14 protein-coding genes are annotated in these 16,899 nt (G+C 66.0%); 12 read left to right on the top strand and 2 right to left on the bottom strand.

All coding sequences use genetic code 11. The features are described 5' to 3' along the window. The first annotated feature begins 71 nt into the window (after nt 1-71). From H618_RS0105540 to H618_RS0105495, 10 genes are all read left to right on the top strand, one after another. Nucleotides 72-1,208, top strand: a complete 1,137-nt coding sequence (locus H618_RS0105540; RefSeq protein ID WP_028694130.1) for an acyl-CoA dehydrogenase family protein — start codon at nt 72-74, stop codon at nt 1,206-1,208. Then, nucleotides 1,205-2,146: an NAD(P)-dependent oxidoreductase gene (locus tag H618_RS0105535; protein WP_028694129.1), complete on the top strand. Its 942-nt coding sequence runs from the start codon at nt 1,205-1,207 to the stop codon at nt 2,144-2,146. The genes H618_RS0105540 and H618_RS0105535 overlap by 4 nt, the downstream gene beginning before the upstream one ends. A gap of 16 nt (nt 2,147-2,162) precedes the next feature. Then, nucleotides 2,163-2,957 (top strand): class II aldolase/adducin family protein, encoded by a 795-nt coding sequence (locus H618_RS0105530; protein ID WP_028694128.1) that lies wholly within the window; start codon nt 2,163-2,165, stop codon nt 2,955-2,957. Between the two features lie 85 nt (nt 2,958-3,042). Then, nucleotides 3,043-4,671 (top strand): ABC transporter substrate-binding protein, encoded by a 1,629-nt coding sequence (locus H618_RS0105525; protein ID WP_028694127.1) that lies wholly within the window; start codon nt 3,043-3,045, stop codon nt 4,669-4,671. Beyond that, nucleotides 4,668-5,618 carry an ABC transporter permease gene (locus H618_RS0105520; protein WP_028694126.1) on the top strand — a complete coding sequence of 317 codons (951 nt, stop codon included), beginning with the start codon at nt 4,668-4,670 and terminating at the stop codon, nt 5,616-5,618. The genes H618_RS0105525 and H618_RS0105520 overlap by 4 nt, the downstream gene beginning before the upstream one ends. Before the next feature lie 3 nt (nt 5,619-5,621). Continuing rightward, nucleotides 5,622-6,524, top strand: a complete 903-nt coding sequence (locus tag H618_RS0105515; RefSeq protein ID WP_028694125.1) for an ABC transporter permease — start codon at nt 5,622-5,624, stop codon at nt 6,522-6,524. Continuing rightward, entirely contained in the window at nt 6,521-8,137 is a 1,617-nt protein-coding gene (locus H618_RS0105510; protein WP_028694124.1) for a dipeptide ABC transporter ATP-binding protein, read from the top strand. The genes H618_RS0105515 and H618_RS0105510 overlap by 4 nt, the downstream gene beginning before the upstream one ends. Nucleotides 8,138-8,445: 308 nt before the next feature. Then, nucleotides 8,446-9,546: an LLM class flavin-dependent oxidoreductase gene (locus tag H618_RS0105505; protein ID WP_028694123.1), complete on the top strand. Its 1,101-nt coding sequence runs from the start codon at nt 8,446-8,448 to the stop codon at nt 9,544-9,546. A 108-nt stretch (nt 9,547-9,654) separates the two neighbouring features. Continuing rightward, nucleotides 9,655-10,710 (top strand): tetratricopeptide repeat protein, encoded by a 1,056-nt coding sequence (locus H618_RS0105500; RefSeq protein WP_028694122.1) that lies wholly within the window; start codon nt 9,655-9,657, stop codon nt 10,708-10,710. Between the two features lie 105 nt (nt 10,711-10,815). Beyond that, the gene (locus H618_RS0105495) at nt 10,816-12,420 is read left to right on the top strand and encodes a response regulator (protein WP_028694121.1); all 1,605 of its coding nucleotides are present in this window, start codon (nt 10,816-10,818) and stop codon (nt 12,418-12,420) included. Nucleotides 12,421-12,428: 8 nt separating this feature from the next. Here the strand turns inward: H618_RS0105495 and H618_RS0105490 are convergent, their stop codons facing one another. Beyond that, complete coding sequence (locus H618_RS0105490; protein WP_028694120.1) at nt 12,429-12,887, bottom strand: nucleoside deaminase; 459 nt, start codon at nt 12,885-12,887, stop codon at nt 12,429-12,431. Between the two features lie 217 nt (nt 12,888-13,104). Here H618_RS0105490 and H618_RS0105485 point away from each other — a divergent pair, with 217 nt between their 5' ends. Beyond that, nucleotides 13,105-13,905 carry a CSS-motif domain-containing protein gene (locus H618_RS0105485; protein WP_081673715.1) on the top strand — a complete coding sequence of 267 codons (801 nt, stop codon included), beginning with the start codon at nt 13,105-13,107 and terminating at the stop codon, nt 13,903-13,905. Between the two features lie 18 nt (nt 13,906-13,923). Here the strand turns inward: H618_RS0105485 and hppD are convergent, their stop codons facing one another. Further along, nucleotides 13,924-15,000 carry a 4-hydroxyphenylpyruvate dioxygenase gene (gene hppD / locus H618_RS0105480; RefSeq protein ID WP_028694118.1) on the bottom strand — a complete coding sequence of 359 codons (1,077 nt, stop codon included), beginning with the start codon at nt 14,998-15,000 and terminating at the stop codon, nt 13,924-13,926. 302 nt (nt 15,001-15,302) lie between these two features. Here hppD and H618_RS0105475 point away from each other — a divergent pair, with 302 nt between their 5' ends. Further along, complete coding sequence (locus H618_RS0105475; RefSeq protein ID WP_028694117.1) at nt 15,303-16,889, top strand: EAL domain-containing protein; 1,587 nt, start codon at nt 15,303-15,305, stop codon at nt 16,887-16,889. Nucleotides 16,890-16,899: the final 10 nt, after the last annotated feature.

Below are 16,899 nucleotides of genomic sequence, written 5' to 3'. Positions count from 1 at the left end.
TAAAAAGACTTTTACAGCATCCATTCAGAAGAATACGGTCTTAAGCAACCCCGTATTCCAGGATGGACTCCATGCGTTATGCCCCTTCCGACGCCGCCCTGGCCGAGCTGACTCAGGCGCTGACCGCCAACGCCGAGCGCTACGACCGCAGCGGCGAATTTCCTGCCGACAATATCGCTTTGCTGCACCAGCACGGTCTGCTTGCGCTGACCGTGCCGACTGCCCTGGGCGGCGCGGGCGCCGACTTGGCAACCGCGCGCCGCTTCGTTGCGGCCATCGGCAAGGGCGACCCGGCCAGCGCGCTGATCGTAGTCATGCAGTACCTGCAGCACCTGCGCTTGCAGGACGACACGCGCTGGCCGCTGCACCTGCGCCAGCGCCTGGCCCGCGAAGCGGTGGCGCACGGCGCGCTGATCAATGCCTTTCGCGTCGAGCCCGAACTGGGCACCCCGGCCCGCGGCGGCCTGCCGGCAACCCTCGCGCGGCGCAGCGCCGAGGGCTGGCGTCTGTCGGGGCGCAAGCTGTATTCCACCGGCAGCTACGGCTTGAGCTGGTACCTGGTGTGGGCGCGCAGCGATGATGCAGACCCGCTGGTCGGCGGCTTCCTGGTGCACCGCGACAGCCCCGGCATCCGCATCATCGAGGCTTGGGACCACCTGGGCATGCGCGTCACCTGCAGCCATGAAGTACAGTTCGATGACGTGCTGATTCCCCTCGAGCATGCCGTGGCGGTGAGTCCGGCCAGCGCGCCACGCGCCGAATTCGACAGCGAGACGCTGCTGTGGATGTCGACCCTGCTGCCGGCGCTGTACGACGGCGTGGCCCAGGCCGCGCGCGACTGGCTGCTGGGCTTTCTGCACCGACGCGTGCCGAGCAACCTCAGCGCTGCGCTGGCGAGCCTGCCGCGGTTCGAGGAACTGGCCGGGCGTATCGATACCTTGCTGTTCAACAACCGTACCTTGCTCGACGCCGCGGTCGCCGGCCTGGTGCCTGCCGTGCATGCCGGGCAGCTCAAGCAACGGGTGTGCAGCCAGGCCATCGAGGCGGTGCAGTTGGCCGTCGAGGCTGCCGGCAACCCCGGGCTTTCGCGCGGCAATCCGTTGGAGCGGCACCTGCGCGACGTGCTCTGCAGCCGTATCCACACGCCCCAGGACGATGTGGTGTTCGCCCAGCGCGGCCGCGCCACATTAGAGGGCGCCCGCCCATGAGCCGCTCGATCATCGCCAGCCAATTGGACGCCGCTGCCAACGCCGCATTGCGCGCGCAACTGCCTGAGCATCAGGTGCTCGACCTTGCCCCAGACCAACTGCCCTCGGATATACCTGCCGATGTGCTGATCGTGCGCCCACTGCACCTGCGCAATCGCGCACTGCCGAGGCCGGAGGGCTGGCCGTGGTCGCTGCGCTGGGTGCAGCTCGCCTCCGCCGGCATCGACGGCTACCCGCAGTGGCTGCTCGAAGGCCTGCCCGTGACCAGCGGCAAGGGCTGCAATGCCCAGCAGGTCAGCGAGTTCGCCCTGGCGCTGATCTTCGCCGCGGCCAAACAGCTGCCGCAGCTATGGGTCAAGCACAGCGACTGGCGCTTGAGCGCGCTGGCGCCCATTGCCGGGCAGCGCCTGGGCATCTTCGGTTTCGGTCACATCGGCCAGGCCCTGGCGCACAAGGCGCTGGCCCTGGGCATGCAGGTGCAGGCGCTCAATCGCCCGGGCCAGGCCATCGCCGAGCTGCCTGGGGTAAGCCGCGCCGAGACGCTGGCCGAGTTGTTCGGCAACGCCGATCACCTGGTGCTCGCAGCCCCTTTGACCGCCGCCACGCGCGGCCTGATCGACGCCGGCGTACTGGCCCAGGCCAAGCCCGGCCTGCACCTGATCAACATCGCCCGGGGTGGCCTGCTTGACCAGCAGGCGCTGCTCGGTGCGCTGGACGAAGGCCGCATTGGCCGCGCCAGCCTCGATGTCAGCGACCCCGAACCGCTGCCCGACGGCCATCCGCTGTACCGCCACCCGCAGGTGTACCTATCGCCGCACACCGCAGCGATCAGCGCCGACGGGCCACAACTGCTGCTGCAACGTTTTCTCGACAACTTCGCCCGCTACGCCCAGCAGGCGCCTTTGCACAACCTGGTCGACGCCCAGCGCGGCTACTGACTTTCCGGAGCCTTCCATGAGTTCACTGTCTGTTGTTCCCAGCCAAGCCCCCGACCTGCGCCAGCGTGTCAGCGCCGAAGAATGGCAGGTGCGGGTCAAGCTCGCGGCAGCCTACCGGCTGGCCGCGCTGTTCCGCTGGACCGACCACATCTATACGCATTTCTCGGCCCGTGTGCCCGGGCCTGACGAGCATTTTCTGATCAACGCCTTCGGCTTGCTATTCGACGAAATCACCGCCTCCAACCTGGTCAAGGTCGACGTCGATGGCACCATCATCGATGACCCGCTGGGGCTGGGCATTAACCAGGCCGGCTACGTCATCCATAGTGCGATCCACCGCGCCCGCCCCGATCTGAAGGCCGTGCTGCATACCCACACCCGCGATGGCGCGGCGGTCTCGGCGCAGCGCGCCGGCCTGCTGCCGATCTCCCAGCACGCGCTGGCCTATTACAGCCGAGTGGCCTACCACGACTACGAAGGCGTGGCGCTGGATCTGGACGAGCAAGAACGCCTGGTCGCCAATCTGGGCCAGAGCAACATCTTCATTCTGCGCAACCACGGCCTGCTCACCGGCGGGGTCAGCGTCGAGCACGCCTTCCGTGAACTGCATGGCCTGGAGCGCGCCTGCAACATCCAGATCGCCGCCCAGGCCGGGGGCAATGCTGACCTGCTGCACGCAGCGCCCGCGGCGATCGCCAAGGTGCACGAGCAGGCCAAGCGCTTCTCCGAAGGCCACGGCGAAGGCATTCAGCGGCACTGGGACGCCTTGATTCGCCAGCTCGACCGCCACGGTCGCGATTATCAGGCTTGAGCCCATCACCATGTGCGCCGCTGCTGGCCCTTGCCCTCTGACCTTTTTGCGGCGCCACCCCGCCGCTTCGTACCAGGACGCAGCCATGACCCACCGCCTCTCGCTCAAACACCTGCTCGCCAGCTGCACCCTGGCCATGGCCGTGGCCGGCTGCTCGCCCCAGGCCGAGACAGACGCCGGGCAGACCCTCAACATCGCTTTCTGGGGCGACAACACCACCCTGGTCAGCGTCGATCCGTTCCAGGTCTACTGGCTGGAACACCGCGTGCTGCTGCGCAACGTGGTCGAATCGCTGACCGACCAGGACCCACTCACCGGCAAGATCATCCCCTGGCTGGCGCAGTCGTGGACTGTCAGCGATGACGCCCTGAGCTACACCTTCACCCTGCGCCAGGACGTGACCTTCAGTAACGGCGAGCGCTTCGACGCCGCCGCGGTGAAGACCGCCTTCGACAGCAACAAGGCCTTTGCCGGCGAACTGCCGGCCACCTTCGGCGCCACCTACCTGGCCGGTTACGACCACGCCGAGGTGCTCGACCCGTTCACCGTGCGCCTGGTGCTGTCGCGGCCCAACGCGGGCTTTCTGCAAGCCACCTCGACCACCAACCTGGGCATTCTCGCGCCGGCTTCCTATGCCCTCAGCGCCCAGCAGCGCTCACTGGGGCAGATCATCGGCAGCGGCCCGTTCGTGCTCGAGCACTACACCCCGGAAGTCGGCGCAAAGTTGCGCAAGCGCCCCGACTACGCCTGGCCGTCGGCAAATGTCGCCAACCGCGGCGCGGCCCACCTGGAGGTGGTGAACATCAGCTACACCCCGGAAGAGAGCGTGCGCAACGGCCTGTTCCTGCAAGGCAAGACCGATATCCTCTGGCCGCGCAACCCGTTTTCCGAGGTCGACCTCAAGCTGCTGCAATCGAAGGGTGCGAGCATCCAGAGCCGCTCGCTGCCCGGCCCTGCGCTGAACCTCTACCCCAACACGCGCAACGGCCGCGTACTGGCCGACCGCCAGGTGCGCCTGGCCCTGCAAAAGGCCATTGACCGCAGCAGCTATGCACACACCGTGTACAACGCAGAGTTTCCGGTGGTCAGCGGCGTGTACGACGTCACCACGCCGTACTTCAAGGCCCAGGGCGACAAGCTCGCCTACGACCCACGCGGCGCCGAGCGTTTGCTTGAGGATGCCGGCTGGCACACCGGCAGCGATGGCTACCGCTACAAAGACGGCAAACGCCTGAGCCTGCGCTACAACCTCTCGCCTGCCGAGAGCGCCGGCGACGTGCTGGTGCAAGACCAACTGCGCAAGGTCGGCATCGATCTGAAGCTCAACGTGCTGACCCGCGCCGAGTGGGTGGCCGGCAACGCCTCGGGCAACTACGACCTGACCTCTACCTACATGACCCGCGCCGACCCGATCATCCTGCAGACCATTCTCGATCCGCGCGCTGCCAACAGCGCCACCCTGGCCACCAATACCTACGAACCGCAGACCCTGGAAGCGGCCAAGGCGCTGTTCGATCGCGGCATCACCGCCACCAGCGACGCCCAGCGCGCCGAGGCCTATGGCCAGTTGCAAGACCTGCTGCTCGACCAGGCGGCGGCCTTCCCGCTGTACGAGCGGGTCTGGCAGGCGGCCACGGCGCCGCGCGTGCAAGGCTTTCGCTGGACCGCCGAAGGCTTCGCCCTGCTCAACGACATACAGGTCAAGCAGCCATGAAACGCTACCTGATCGGCCGCATCGGGCAGGCGCTGCTGGTGCTGTGGGGCGCCTACACCGTGACGTACCTGATTCTCTACCTGCTGCCCGGTGACACGCTGTCGATCATGCTCAGCGCCTCGGGCATGGAGGCCGACGGACTGTCCGCCGAAGACCTGGCCAAGGCCCGCGCCTACTATGGCCTCGACCAGGGCCTGTGGCAGCAATATGCCGACCTGCTGTGGCGGGCGCTGCACGGTGATCTGGGCCACTCACTGTCACTCAACCGGCCGGTCACCGCGCTGCTGGCCGAACGCCTGCCGCAGACCTTGGCCCTGGCCGGGCTGGCCATCGTCTTGTCGTTGCTGGGAGGAATCGGCCTGGGCTACCTGACCGCCTACCTGCAATGGCGGCCACTGAAAACCGCGCTGAGCCGGCTGCCCTCGCTGGGCTTTTCGGTGCCGGTGTTCTGGATGGGCCTGCTGTTGATCCAGGTCTTTGCCTTCGGCCTGGGCTGGTTTCCGGCCACCGGCAGCAATGGCTTCGACAGCCTGGTGTTGCCCGCCGTGACCCTGGCGATCCCCAGCGCTGCGGTGTACGCCCAAGTACTGCAGCGTGGCTTTCAGGGCGTGTGGCAAGAGCCCTATATCGTCACCGCATTCGCCAAGGGCCTGAGCCGTGCGCAGGTGCAGGCGCGCCATGGCCTGCGCAACGCCGCCCTGCCGATTCTCACCCTGGTCGGCCTGCAGGTGGGCAACACGGTGTCGGGGGCGGTGCTGGTGGAGACCATCTTTTCGCGCAATGGCGTCGGACGCCTGGCGCAGGAAGCGGTGCTGCGCCAGGACATCCCGGTGGTGCTGGCGATCGTCAGCGTTTCGGCAGCGGCGTTCGTGGTCATCAACCTGCTGGTCGATCTGCTCTACCCCTACCTGGACCCGCGTATCAGCCATTGCCCAAAGGTGTCGTGAAGCATGACTACTCCATCGCCCGCTTACCCGGTTTCTACGCCGCTTGCCCCCGCGGCGGCGACCTGGCGCCGCCACAGCCGCCTGCGCCGGCTGCAACTGACGGTGCTGCCGTTGCTGCGTCGCCCAGGCTTCAGCCTGGCCCTGGCCGTGGTCGCGTTCGCCCTGCTGGCGGCGCTGGTGCCGCACTGGCTGACAGCCTTCGACCCTTATGCCACCGCACCTGCCGACAAACTGCGCGCACCCGATGCAGTGCACTGGTTCGGTACCGATGAACTGGGCCGCGACCTCTTCACCCGGGTACTGTACGGCGCGCGCCTGTCGATTCAGGCGGCGCTGCTGGCGGTCGGCCTGGCACTGCTTGGCGGCCTTGGCCTGGGCGTGCTGGCAGGCTTTGCCGGCGGGCGGGTGGACGCGCTGATCATGCGCGTGGTCGACGTGCTGCTGGCCCTGCCCGGACTGCTGCTGGCGCTGGCCATCGTCACTGCCATCGGTTTTGGCACTGTGCCGGTGGCGATTGCCGTGGGCGTCGGCATTCTGCCGGGCTTTGCCCGCACCACCCGCGCCGAGGTGCTGCGGGTCAAGACCTTGCCCTACGTCGAGGCGGCGCGGCTGGCCGGGGTCAGCTGGCCGCGCACCTTGCTGCGCCATGTGCTGCCCAATGCCTGGGGCCCGGTGGCGGTGCTGGCGACGCTGGACTTCGGCGCCGCCATTCTGGCCACGGCCGGGCTCAGCTTCCTGGGCTTCGGGGCCGCGCCCCCGGCCGCCGAGTGGGGCACGCTGATCGCCAATGGCCGGCACTTTCTGATCACAGCGCCCTGGGTATCGCTGTTGCCGGGGCTGTTCGTGGTGGCGGTGGTGTTCAGCCTCAACCACCTGGCGCGCAGCGCCGAGGAGGCGCCGCGATGAGCACGCCTGCCCTGATCGAGGTGCGCCAGTTGCAGGTCAGCTATGCCGTGGCAGGCCAGCGCCATGCCGCCGTGCGGGGGCTGTCGTTCAGCCTCGGCGTCGGCGAAACCGTGGCCATCGTCGGCGAATCCGGCTCGGGCAAATCGACCTTGGCCAACGCCCTGCTCGGCCTGTTGCCCGGCAATGCGCGCATCGACTCCGGCGAACTGTGGCTGAGCGGCGTCGATGTGCGCCACGCCAGCGAAACACAGAAACGCCATCTGCGCGGGCGCACGGTCGGCCTCGTGCCGCAGGACCCGATGGTCAGCCTCAACCCGACCCTGCGCATCGGCGAGCAGATCGCCGAAGCCCTGCACCTGCCGCGCGGCAGCCGCCACCCGCAGGCCCAGGCCGAGGTGCTGGCGCTGCTGGCACAGGTGGGCCTGGACGATCCACCGCTGCGCGCCCGGCAGTATCCCCACGAGTTGTCAGGCGGCATGCGCCAACGGGTGCTGATCGCCATCGCGCTGGCCGGCCAGCCGCAACTGATAATCGCCGATGAGCCGACCAGCGCGCTGGATGTGACCGTGCAGCGGACCATCCTCGATCACCTGCAACAGCTGGTGGCCGAGCGCGGTATCTCGCTGCTGATCATCACCCACGACCTGGGCGTCGCGGTCGAGCGCGCCGACCGCCTGCTGGTGATGAAACACGGCGAGCTGGTCGAACAGGGCCCGCCGCAGCAGATCGTCGAGCAGCCGCAGCAGGCCTACACCCGCAGCCTGCTGGCCGCTGCGCCCGCCTTCGTCACACGCAGCCGAGCGGCCTTTCGTGCCGCCCCCGGCGCCGAGCCGCTGTTGCGCCTGGAGGCCATCGGCAAGCACTTCGAACTGCCCCGCGGCAGCGCCGCCGGCACGCGTTTCGTCGCCCTCGACGGGCTGAGCGCGCAGGTGTATCCGGGGCAGACCCTGGCCATCGTCGGCGAATCGGGCTCGGGCAAGAGCACCACGCTGCGCTTGGCCCTGGGTCTGGAGCGCCCCAGCCAGGGCCGCGTGCATTTCGCCGGCCAGGACGTCACAGACCTCAGCTGGCGCGAGTTTCGCCCGCTGCGCCGACGCATCCAGCTGGTGCAGCAGAACCCCTTCGCTGCCCTCGACCCGCGGCTGACCGTGTTCGACAGCATCGTCGAGCCGTTGCAGGCGTTTGGCATGCACAAGCTGGCCGAGCTGGAAAAGGCCGCCTGCGAGCTGATTCATCGCGTGCATTTGCCAGTGGAGTGTCTGGAGCGCTTGCCGCGTGAATTGTCCGGTGGACAACGGCAACGGGTCGCCATCGCTCGCGCGCTGGCACTCAAGCCCGACCTGCTGCTGCTCGACGAGCCGGTCAGCGCGCTGGATGTGTCGGTGCAGGCCCAGGTGCTGCAATTGCTCGACGAACTGCAACGCGAGCTGGGCCTGGCCTACGTGCTGGTGTCCCACGACCTGGCGGTGGTGGCGAGCATGGCCGACGAGGTGCTGGTGCTGCGCCAGGGCCACGTGGTGGAACAAGGCCCGCTGAGCGCCGTATTCGAACGCCCCGGCAGCCCGTACACCCAAGCCCTGCTCGACGCCATTCCTGGCCGAGGGCTGCCCTAGCGGGCAGCCGCAAGCTGCGAGCTGCGAGCTGCGAGCTGCAAGCAGACCACACTCGCTTGTCGCTTGCCGCTAAAGGCTTGCCGCTAAATGCGCAGAACCGATATCTAAAGCCGATATTAATTCTCAAAGCGCATATTAGCTTAGAGCTAAAAAGCCTTTCCCTTCTTCCCATGCAAGCCTTTAAGGTCTAATCCAGACCGACCCCACTCCTGGCGGAGGCCGCTTTCCCTGACCACCCACCCTACCCCGCAGGAGCACCGCCATGACCATCCGACAACTGCCCACCCACCCTGCACAGGAGTGCTTGCATGAGCGTTGAGTTCATTGGCCTGATCGGCCCACAGGAAAGCAGCGAATCGCAGGCGCCGCGGGGGCCGCAGGTCGACCTGGCGTTCATCAGGGCGTTCGCCCAGGCCCAGGAATACGCAGGCTTCGACAAGGCGCTGCTGGCGGTCAACACCAGCGCAGCGGATTCGCTGATTCTGGCCAGCTACGTGGCGGCAGTCACCGAGCGCCTGGGTCTGCTGGTGGCCCACCGTCCGGGCTTTCAGGCGCCGACCTTCGCCGCCCGGCAGTTCGCCACCCTCGACCAGCTCAGCGCGGGCCGAGCGGCGATCAACGTGATTACCGGCGGTGACAGCGGCGATTTGCAGCGCGACGGCGACTTTCTCGACAAGGATGCCCGCTACGCCCGCACCGACGAATACCTGGACGTACTGCAACGCACCTGGTACGCCCGCGAGCCATTCGACCACCACGGCGCCCACTACCAGGTCGAGGACAACCTGACCCTGGTCAAACCCAAGGGCAAACTGCCGGTGTACTTCTCCGGCGCCTCGGATGCGGCAGTGGAGGTGGCAGCGCGGCATGCCGATGTCTACATGATGTGGGGCGAGCCGTTGCAGCAGGTCGCCGAGCGCATCGCCAAGGTGCGCAAGGCTGCCGCCCGGCATGGCCGCGAAGGGCAGATTCGCTTCAGTCTGTCGCTGCGCCCGATCCTTGGCGCGACGGAAGAACAGGCCTGGGCGCGTGCCGAGCAGATTCTCGCCGATGCCCGCCAGTTGCACGTGCAGCGCGCCGCGGCGAGCCGCGACAAACGCTTCGGCAACAGCAACGTCGGCTCGCAGCGCCTGGTGCAACTGGCCAGCCAGCGCCAGGTGCACGACCAGCGACTGTGGACCGAGATCGCCGCGCTGACTGGCGCGGCGGGCAATTCCACGGCCCTGGTCGGTACTGCTGAGCAGGTCGCAGAATCGGCCCTGGAGTATTACAAGCTCGGCGTCAGTACCTTTTTGTTCCGCGGCTTCGATCAGTTGCAGGATGCGGTGCAGTACGGTCGCGACCTGCTGCCGCTGATCCGTGCGCAGGTCGCCGCCTACGCGCAAACGCCCAAGGTCCAGCGCGCCTGAACACTGCGCGCAGGGTCAGGCGCCGGCAACCCACCTTGGCCCTGCGCCCGTTGCATTTGCCAGGCGCGTGTCCCAAGCTCTGCCGCTCCACTTGCCATGGAGCGGACGATGCGCAGACGCACCCACTACCTGATCGCCCTCGCCCTGGTGCTGGCCGTTGCCGCGACCTTCAGCTACCTGTGGCGCACCCCGGCACCGACGCCTGTCAGCTTGCCGCCGCACAGCTACAGCAAAGCCATGCGCCTGGCCCATCAGGGGCAGCCGGGGGCCGCACGCCTGCTCTATCAGCAGTTGCAGCGCAGCGATCTGTCGCCCGAGCGGCGCGCCGCGCTCTACGAAGAGTTACCCAACTACCCGTCCTCCGTGGCCCTCAAGCTGGCCAAGCGCGACCTGCTCGCCGATGAGCCGCAGGTGCGCCGCGCGGCCATCGTCGGCATCCAGCGCCTGCTGCCAGCCGCGCAGCGCAGCATGGCCCTCGGGCCGCTGCTCGAAGACCCCGACATCGACGTGCGGCATGCGGTGGTCGACGCCTTGCTGGGGCTGTCGCCAGATGCCATCGGTTTGTATTTCAGCCCGTTGCGCGAGGCGCTCGAGCAGTACCAGCAGACCCTCGAAGCCCAACCGGACGATGCTGCCGCGCAGTTGCACCTGGCTCGCCTGTACCTGCACGAAAACGACTACCCCCAGGCCAGCAAGGCCCTGCAACGCAGCCTGGCGTTGCAACCGCACAGCAGCGAAGCGCTGACCACGCAGGTGCATCTGCTGGAGCGTCAAGGTCAGCACGATGCTTCGCGCGAGGTGCTGGCCAAGGCCCTGGCAGAGCAACCCGCCTCGGCCTTCCTGCAACACGAGCTGGGCCTGTGGCTGCTGCGCCATACGCAAACCGAATATGCCCTGCTGGCCTTTTCCCGCGCCGTCGAGCTGCAGCCGGACAACCCCGACTACCGCTACACCTTGGCCACTGCGCTGCATCAGCTCGAGCAGGTCGATGCCGCGCAAACCCAGTTGCAGACCTTGCTCGACCAGCATCCCAACGACCGCCGCGCCCGCCTGTTGCTGATCGACTACTGGAAAGAGACCGGTCAGTTGCAGAACGTCCAGGTACTGCTGGCCGAACTCGAGCGGCAAAACCCGGATGATCCGGCGTTGCAGCAGGGCTTGTGACACCGCTCGGCGGTTACCCGGACATGCAACACGTACAGTTTGAACCGCGCTGCAATGGGCACAGTCAAGAGCAGTACTGATGCCCATTTCCCACAGGAGCGCCTCGTGGCGAGGATGATTTCACTGGATGAGCGCGCGTTGATCCTGGCCCCCACACAACGTGCCGACCATACCTCGCAACTGCTTAGCCGAGCCGGCTTCGGCTGCGCGGCAACCGACGACCTGCACAACCTCGGCCAGTGGCTAGGCGACGGCGCCGCCATGGCTATCGTCGATGAGCACAGCCTGGCCAATGATCTGGACGGACTGCAAAGCTTTCTCGACCGGCAACCGCCGTGGTCTGACCTGCCGGTGCTGCTGCTGTGCGCTCCGCAGTCGACCTCCGACTGGGCCAGCCTGGGCAATCTGTTCGTGCTTCCGCATCCCTGCCAGGACGTGCAGTTGCTCGGCGTGGTGAAGACCGCGCTGCGTGCGCGGCAGCTGCAATATCGCTGCCGCGACCAGCTGGGCGAATTCGACCTGGCCTTGCAGCGTCAGGCACAGCTCAACGAGCAGCAGCAGGATGCACTGCATCAGACGCGCAAGATGGAAGCCATTGGCCAACTGGCCGGCGGTATTGCCCACGACTTCAACAACCTGCTGACCAGTATTGGCGGCAGCCTCGAAATCGCCGGTCGGCGTGTGGATCGGGGGCAGATCGAAGGGCTCTCGGCGGTGCTCAACATGGGCCGCGAAGCGGTCAACCGGGCCGCCCGGCTGACCCATCGGCTGCTGGCGTTTTCCTCACGCCAGTCGCTGGAAAGCCAGCCCATCGATGTCGCCGGCTGGCTGCGCTCAGCGCAGTTGGCGAGTCAGACAGGGCCTGGCATCACCGTGCAATTGAGCCTTGCCAGCGACCTCTGGCAGGCGCAGGCCGATCCCGCTCAGTTGGGCGAGGCGTTCGACAACCTGCTGTGCAATGCCTGTGAAGCGATGCCCAGTGGCGGCGTGCTGAAGGTGGAGGCACGCAACTGCCATTTCGCTCACGCGCAGTTCGCCGACGCCCTGCCCGCCGGCGACTACCTGAGCCTGAGCGTCACCGACAGCGGTCAGGGCATGGCGCCCGGCATTCTCGAACATGCCTTCGAGCCGTTTTTCAGCACCAAGCCCACCGGCCAGGGCATCGGCCTGGGCTTGTCGATGGTGTACGGCTTCAGCAAGCAATCGGGCGGTCATATCGCCCTGAGCAGCCAGATCGGCCGTGGTACACAGGCGACGCTGTACTTGCCCCGCTACAGCGATGCCGAGATGGCATCGGCCAGGCCTGCCGTGCAGACCCTCGAGACCACCCCTGCCGGTCAGGTCACGGCCCATGTGCTGATCGTCGAGGATGACCAGCAGGTTCGGCATATGCTTCAGCAGACGTTGGCCGAAGAGGGGCTTGAGTGCAGTTGTGCGGGGGATGCCAGCGAGGCTTTGGGACTGCTGCGCAGCGGTCGCCCGGTCGACCTGCTGGTCACCGATGTGGGCCTGCCGGGCATGAGCGGTCGACAACTGGCGCAAATCGCTCGCACCCATCAACCCGGGCTGCGGGTGTTGTTCGTCACCGGCTACGCGGAAACGGCCATGGCCCGCGAAGCCTTTCTCGAAGCGGGCATGGAGCTGCTGTGCAAACCCTTCGCGATGCAGCAGGTGCGCGACCGGGTACTGGCTATATTACAGGGCGAGTAATACCGCCTTCAGCGGCCGATGTCCTCGTTCCACAGTTCAGGATGGCGCTCGATGAAATCGCCCATCAAGTGCTGGCACTGGCTGTCGTCCAGCACCTCGACGCTGACCCCGCGACTACGCAGCAGCGCTTCTTCGCCCATGAAGGTGCGGTTCTCGCCCACCACCACCTGACGGATGCCATACAGCAGGATCGCCCCGCTGCACATCGGGCACGGTGACAAGGTGGTGTACAGGATACTTTCACGATAGACCGCCGCGCTCTGCCGGCCGGCGTTCTCCAGGGCGTCCATTTCTCCATGCAGCACGGCGCTGCCCTGCTGCACGCGGCGGTTATGGCCCCGGCCAATGATCGCGCCCTGGTGAACCAGCACCGAACCGATCGGAATCCCGCCCTCTTCGAATCCCTTGCGCGCCTCGTCGATGGCCGCCTGCATGAATGAGTCAGTGTTGCTGAGTGAGTGATCCATGGTGGCTCCGTAGGGGTTGAAGGCGGCTCAAGGCTAGCACACCGCCAGCGTGCAGCCATGGCCGCCTGCGACAAGTCTCACAGCACGTGTCTTCACTAGCCGGGCAACGGGCTGAAATGAGCCACCCGTCGTAGAGGTCGTTTTACCCTAACCTGCGCCGATTCCCCTCGCGCAGCCGCTGCGCGGGGTACGCCCGCCGACAGAGGATGAAGTGCCCATGAACACACGCCGTCTCGCCCAACGAAGTCTGCGAACGCTACTGACCACTTTGGCGACCGGCCTCATTCCGGTGCTGTGCGGCATGCTGGTGATGGTTCATCAGGTCGACAGTGAGCTGCACGCGCAGGCGAGAAATACCGCGGCACGCACAGTCTATGCACTGGACCGGGTATTCGATTCGCTGCGCGATACCAGCGCGCATATCGCCTATGCGCCTTCCTACAGCTGTACTGGCCTGGCAGAAAGACTGCGCAGCCAGGTCAACGCCAATCCATTGCTGCGCTCTTTGCGGGTGTATGACGCCGACGGCAGCTCGTGCGGCTCCAGCGAACAGGAGCCCGAGCACCTGCAAACACTGCAGGGGCTGGCGGGGCCTGGGATGGCATTACTGTCGGAGCGGGCAATCGAGGCGCCCAATGCGCTGCTGTCGTTCGCCCGGCAGTATGACGACTACCTGCTGCAGGCCACGGTCTACGGCGAACCGTTGAGGGATCGTCTATCGCAGTTTGCCGAGGGCGAGATCATTCAGGTGAAGTTCGCCGACCATTCGCTGTGGATCAGCGAAGAAAACTACCGGCATCAGAACACCGGGGTGGTGTTGAACCGGGTCAGCAAGACGTCCTCCGTGTACGGTTTCAAGGTACGTGCCGGCTATTCGGCCGGCACCTTCAGCAGACTCCTCTGGCAGCACGGCGTGGGCAGCCTGCCGTCGTTCATCCTGGTCGGGGTGCTGACCAGCGCAGGCGTGTACCTGGGCATGCTCAGCAGTCAGCGACAACGCATGCGCGCGGCGCCATGAAAGACGGCGGGTAGCGCGTTACTCGGCGTTCAGCACTCCGCGCCGAACCTGATCACGTTCGATCGATTCGAACAACGCCTTGAAGTTGCCCTCGCCGAAGCCATCATCGCCCTTGCGCTGAATGAATTCGAAGAACACCGGGCCCAACAAGGTGCCGGAGAAGATCTGCAGCAGCAGCCGGCGACTGCCATCCTGCACCGCGCCATCGAGCAGAATACCGCGGCTTTGCAGGGCCTCGACCGGCTCGCCATGCTTGGGCAGTCGCTCTTCGAGCATTTCATAGTAGGTCTGCGGCGGCGGGGTCATGAAGACCATGCCCAGCGCCTTGAGGGCGTCCCAGGTCTGTAGCAGATCGTCGGTGAGGAACGCTACGTGCTGGATGCCCTCGCCGTTGAACTGCATGAGGAACTCTTCGATCTGCCCGGCACCCTTGGACGATTCCTCATTGAGCGGAATGCGGATCATGCCGTCGGGCGCGGTCATGGCCTTGGAGGTCAGGCCGGTGTACTCACCCTTGATGTCGAAGTAGCGGATCTCGCGGAAGTTGAACAGCTTTTCATAGAAGCCTGCCCAATACGCCATGCGCCCGCGGTAAACGTTGTGGGTCAGATGATCGATGATCTTCAGGCCCGCGCCTTTGGGGTGACGGTCGACGCCATCGAGGAAGGTGAAGTCGATATCGTAGATCGAGCTGCCCTCTTCGAAACGGTCGATCAGGTACAGCGGCGCGCCACCGATGCCCTTGATCGCCGGCAGGCGCAACTCCATCGGCCCGGTTTCAATCTCGACCGGCTGCGCACCCAGTTCCAGGGCCCGGGCATAGGCCTGATGGGCATTGCGTACGCGGAAGGCCATGCCACACACCGACGGGCCGTGCTCGGCGGCAAAGTACGAGGCCACGCTCTTGGGTTCGTTGTTAAGGATCAGGTTGATGTCGCCCTGACGGTACAGGTGCACGTTCTTCGAGCGGTGGGTGGCGACGTGGGTGAAGCCCAGCGCCTGGAATACCGGTTCCAGCACGCCAGGCATCGGCGAAGCCAGTTCGATGAATTCGAAGCCCATCAGGCCCATGGGGTTTTCATAGAGATCAGTCATTGGAAGTGTCCCTGTCAGCGGAAATGAACGCAGGTCTTACGGTCGCGTTGCGCAAGGACAAGGCGGCGAGCAGGGAACACCGCGCACGCTGCGGGCGAGGAAGCCACCAATGATCAGTTTGAACCCATGAGGTGCCATGACTACCCATTCTCGGCGGGCAGCCATCCCGGTGCGGGACGGCTTATTGTTTTATTCGTAACGCGATTCTATAGAGCGTAATCAAGTTTGTCGCTGATCGATGTTGCCCGAAAATGACAAACGACTATCCTGCGCAGTGTTTCCCCCCTAAAGGTTAGATCAGCATGCCCCTTTCGGTCCGCCGTCCTGCCCGCTGGCGCTGGCGCGCACTCCTTCCCTGGGCTGTCGGCATCCTGCCCTTGGTGTTCGGCCTGATCGCTCTGCGCTGGCAGACCGAACGCGAGCTGCATGTGCAAAGCCAATCCGCTGCCAGCCAGGTGCTCGGCCACACCGAGCGGATTCTCGACAACCTCGCCGGCGCCGCCCAGGGCCTGCTGCCGCTGGCCGGCAAACCCTGCGCCGAGGCCAGCCTTGCACTGCGCGCGCAAGCGGCGCGGGTGCCGTTCGTGCGCGCGACCTTACTGTTCCAGAACAATCGCCTGTACTGCACCTCGTTGCTGGGCGAATACGACGAACGGGTCGATGCCGACGACTACACCGAAGGCAAGCTATGGCTGTTGCCGGGCAACTCGCTGACCCCTGACCGGCCGCTGCTGATCTACCGCCTCGACAGTGCCGGGCGTGGGGTGCTGGCGACCGTGGATGGCGAGCACCTGCTCAGTGCCTTGCGCCTGAGCCCGGCCGGGCTTGCGGTGCAGTTGCAGGTTGGCGAACAGTGGCTGGACGCCAACGGCCAGGTGCGCAGCGGTCCGTTGCCCGCAGTGGCCCGCGCGCCGGCGAGCCTGGCTTCCACGCGCTATCCGGTCACCGTGCATACCGGATTCACTGACGATCCAGCCATGGCTTACCTGTTCGATCGCTACCCAGCCCTGCTGTTGTTGCTGGCCATCCTCGGCCTATTGGCCGGCACGGTCTGCTACTGGCAGATCCGCCGCGCCTCATCGCCACGCGCCGAGCTCGACCGCGCGCTGCTCGCCAACGAGTTCGTGGCGTTCCTCCAGCCAGTGGTGCGCAAGGGCGACTACCGCTGGGCGGGCGCGGAAGTGCTGATGCGCTGGCAGCATCCACGCGATGGCCTGGTGCGCCCCGACCTGTTCATTCCCTACGCCGAGCACACCGGGCAGATCGTCGCCATGACCCGCGCCCTGATGGACGACACCGCGCGCAGCCTGGCGCCGTTCGCCGGCCTGCTGGACGATGGCTTCCATATTGGTTTCAACATCACCGCCGACCACTGCCGCGACCTCAGCCTGCTGCAAGACTGCCAGCGCTTTCTCGAACAGTTTCCACCGGGGCGCGTGTCGCTGACCCTGGAACTGACCGAGCGCAAGCTCATCGAACCCACACCGATGACCCTGGAGCTGTTCGACAAACTCCACGAAATCGGCGTGAAGATCGCCCTGGATGACTTCGGCACCGGCCAGTCGAGCCTCAATTACCTTCGCCAGTTCCGCATCGACTACCTGAAGATCGACCAGAGCTTCGTCGCCCTGATCGGTGCCGATGCCCTGTCGCTGCACATTCTGGACAGCATCATCGAGCTGTGCGGCAAGCTCAACCTGGGGATCGTCGCCGAAGGCGTCGAGACCGTCGCCCAGCGCGACTACCTGGCCAAGTACGCAGTCGACTTCCAGCAAGGCTACCTGTTCGCCCGGCCCATGCCTGTAGCCGACTTCCTCAGGTCTTTGGCCGCAGGACCGGGTCCTGTGAGCTTGCCGCCACCGGCAGCCCCTGAGATGATCCGCGGTTGATCATTGGCCC

This window comes from Pseudomonas cremoricolorata DSM 17059 = NBRC 16634 (assembly GCF_000425745.1).
Taxonomy (GTDB): domain Bacteria; phylum Pseudomonadota; class Gammaproteobacteria; order Pseudomonadales; family Pseudomonadaceae; genus Aquipseudomonas; species Aquipseudomonas cremoricolorata.
Note: the sequence above shows the minus strand (reverse complement) of the source record. Positions and strands in the feature narration are given on the sequence as shown.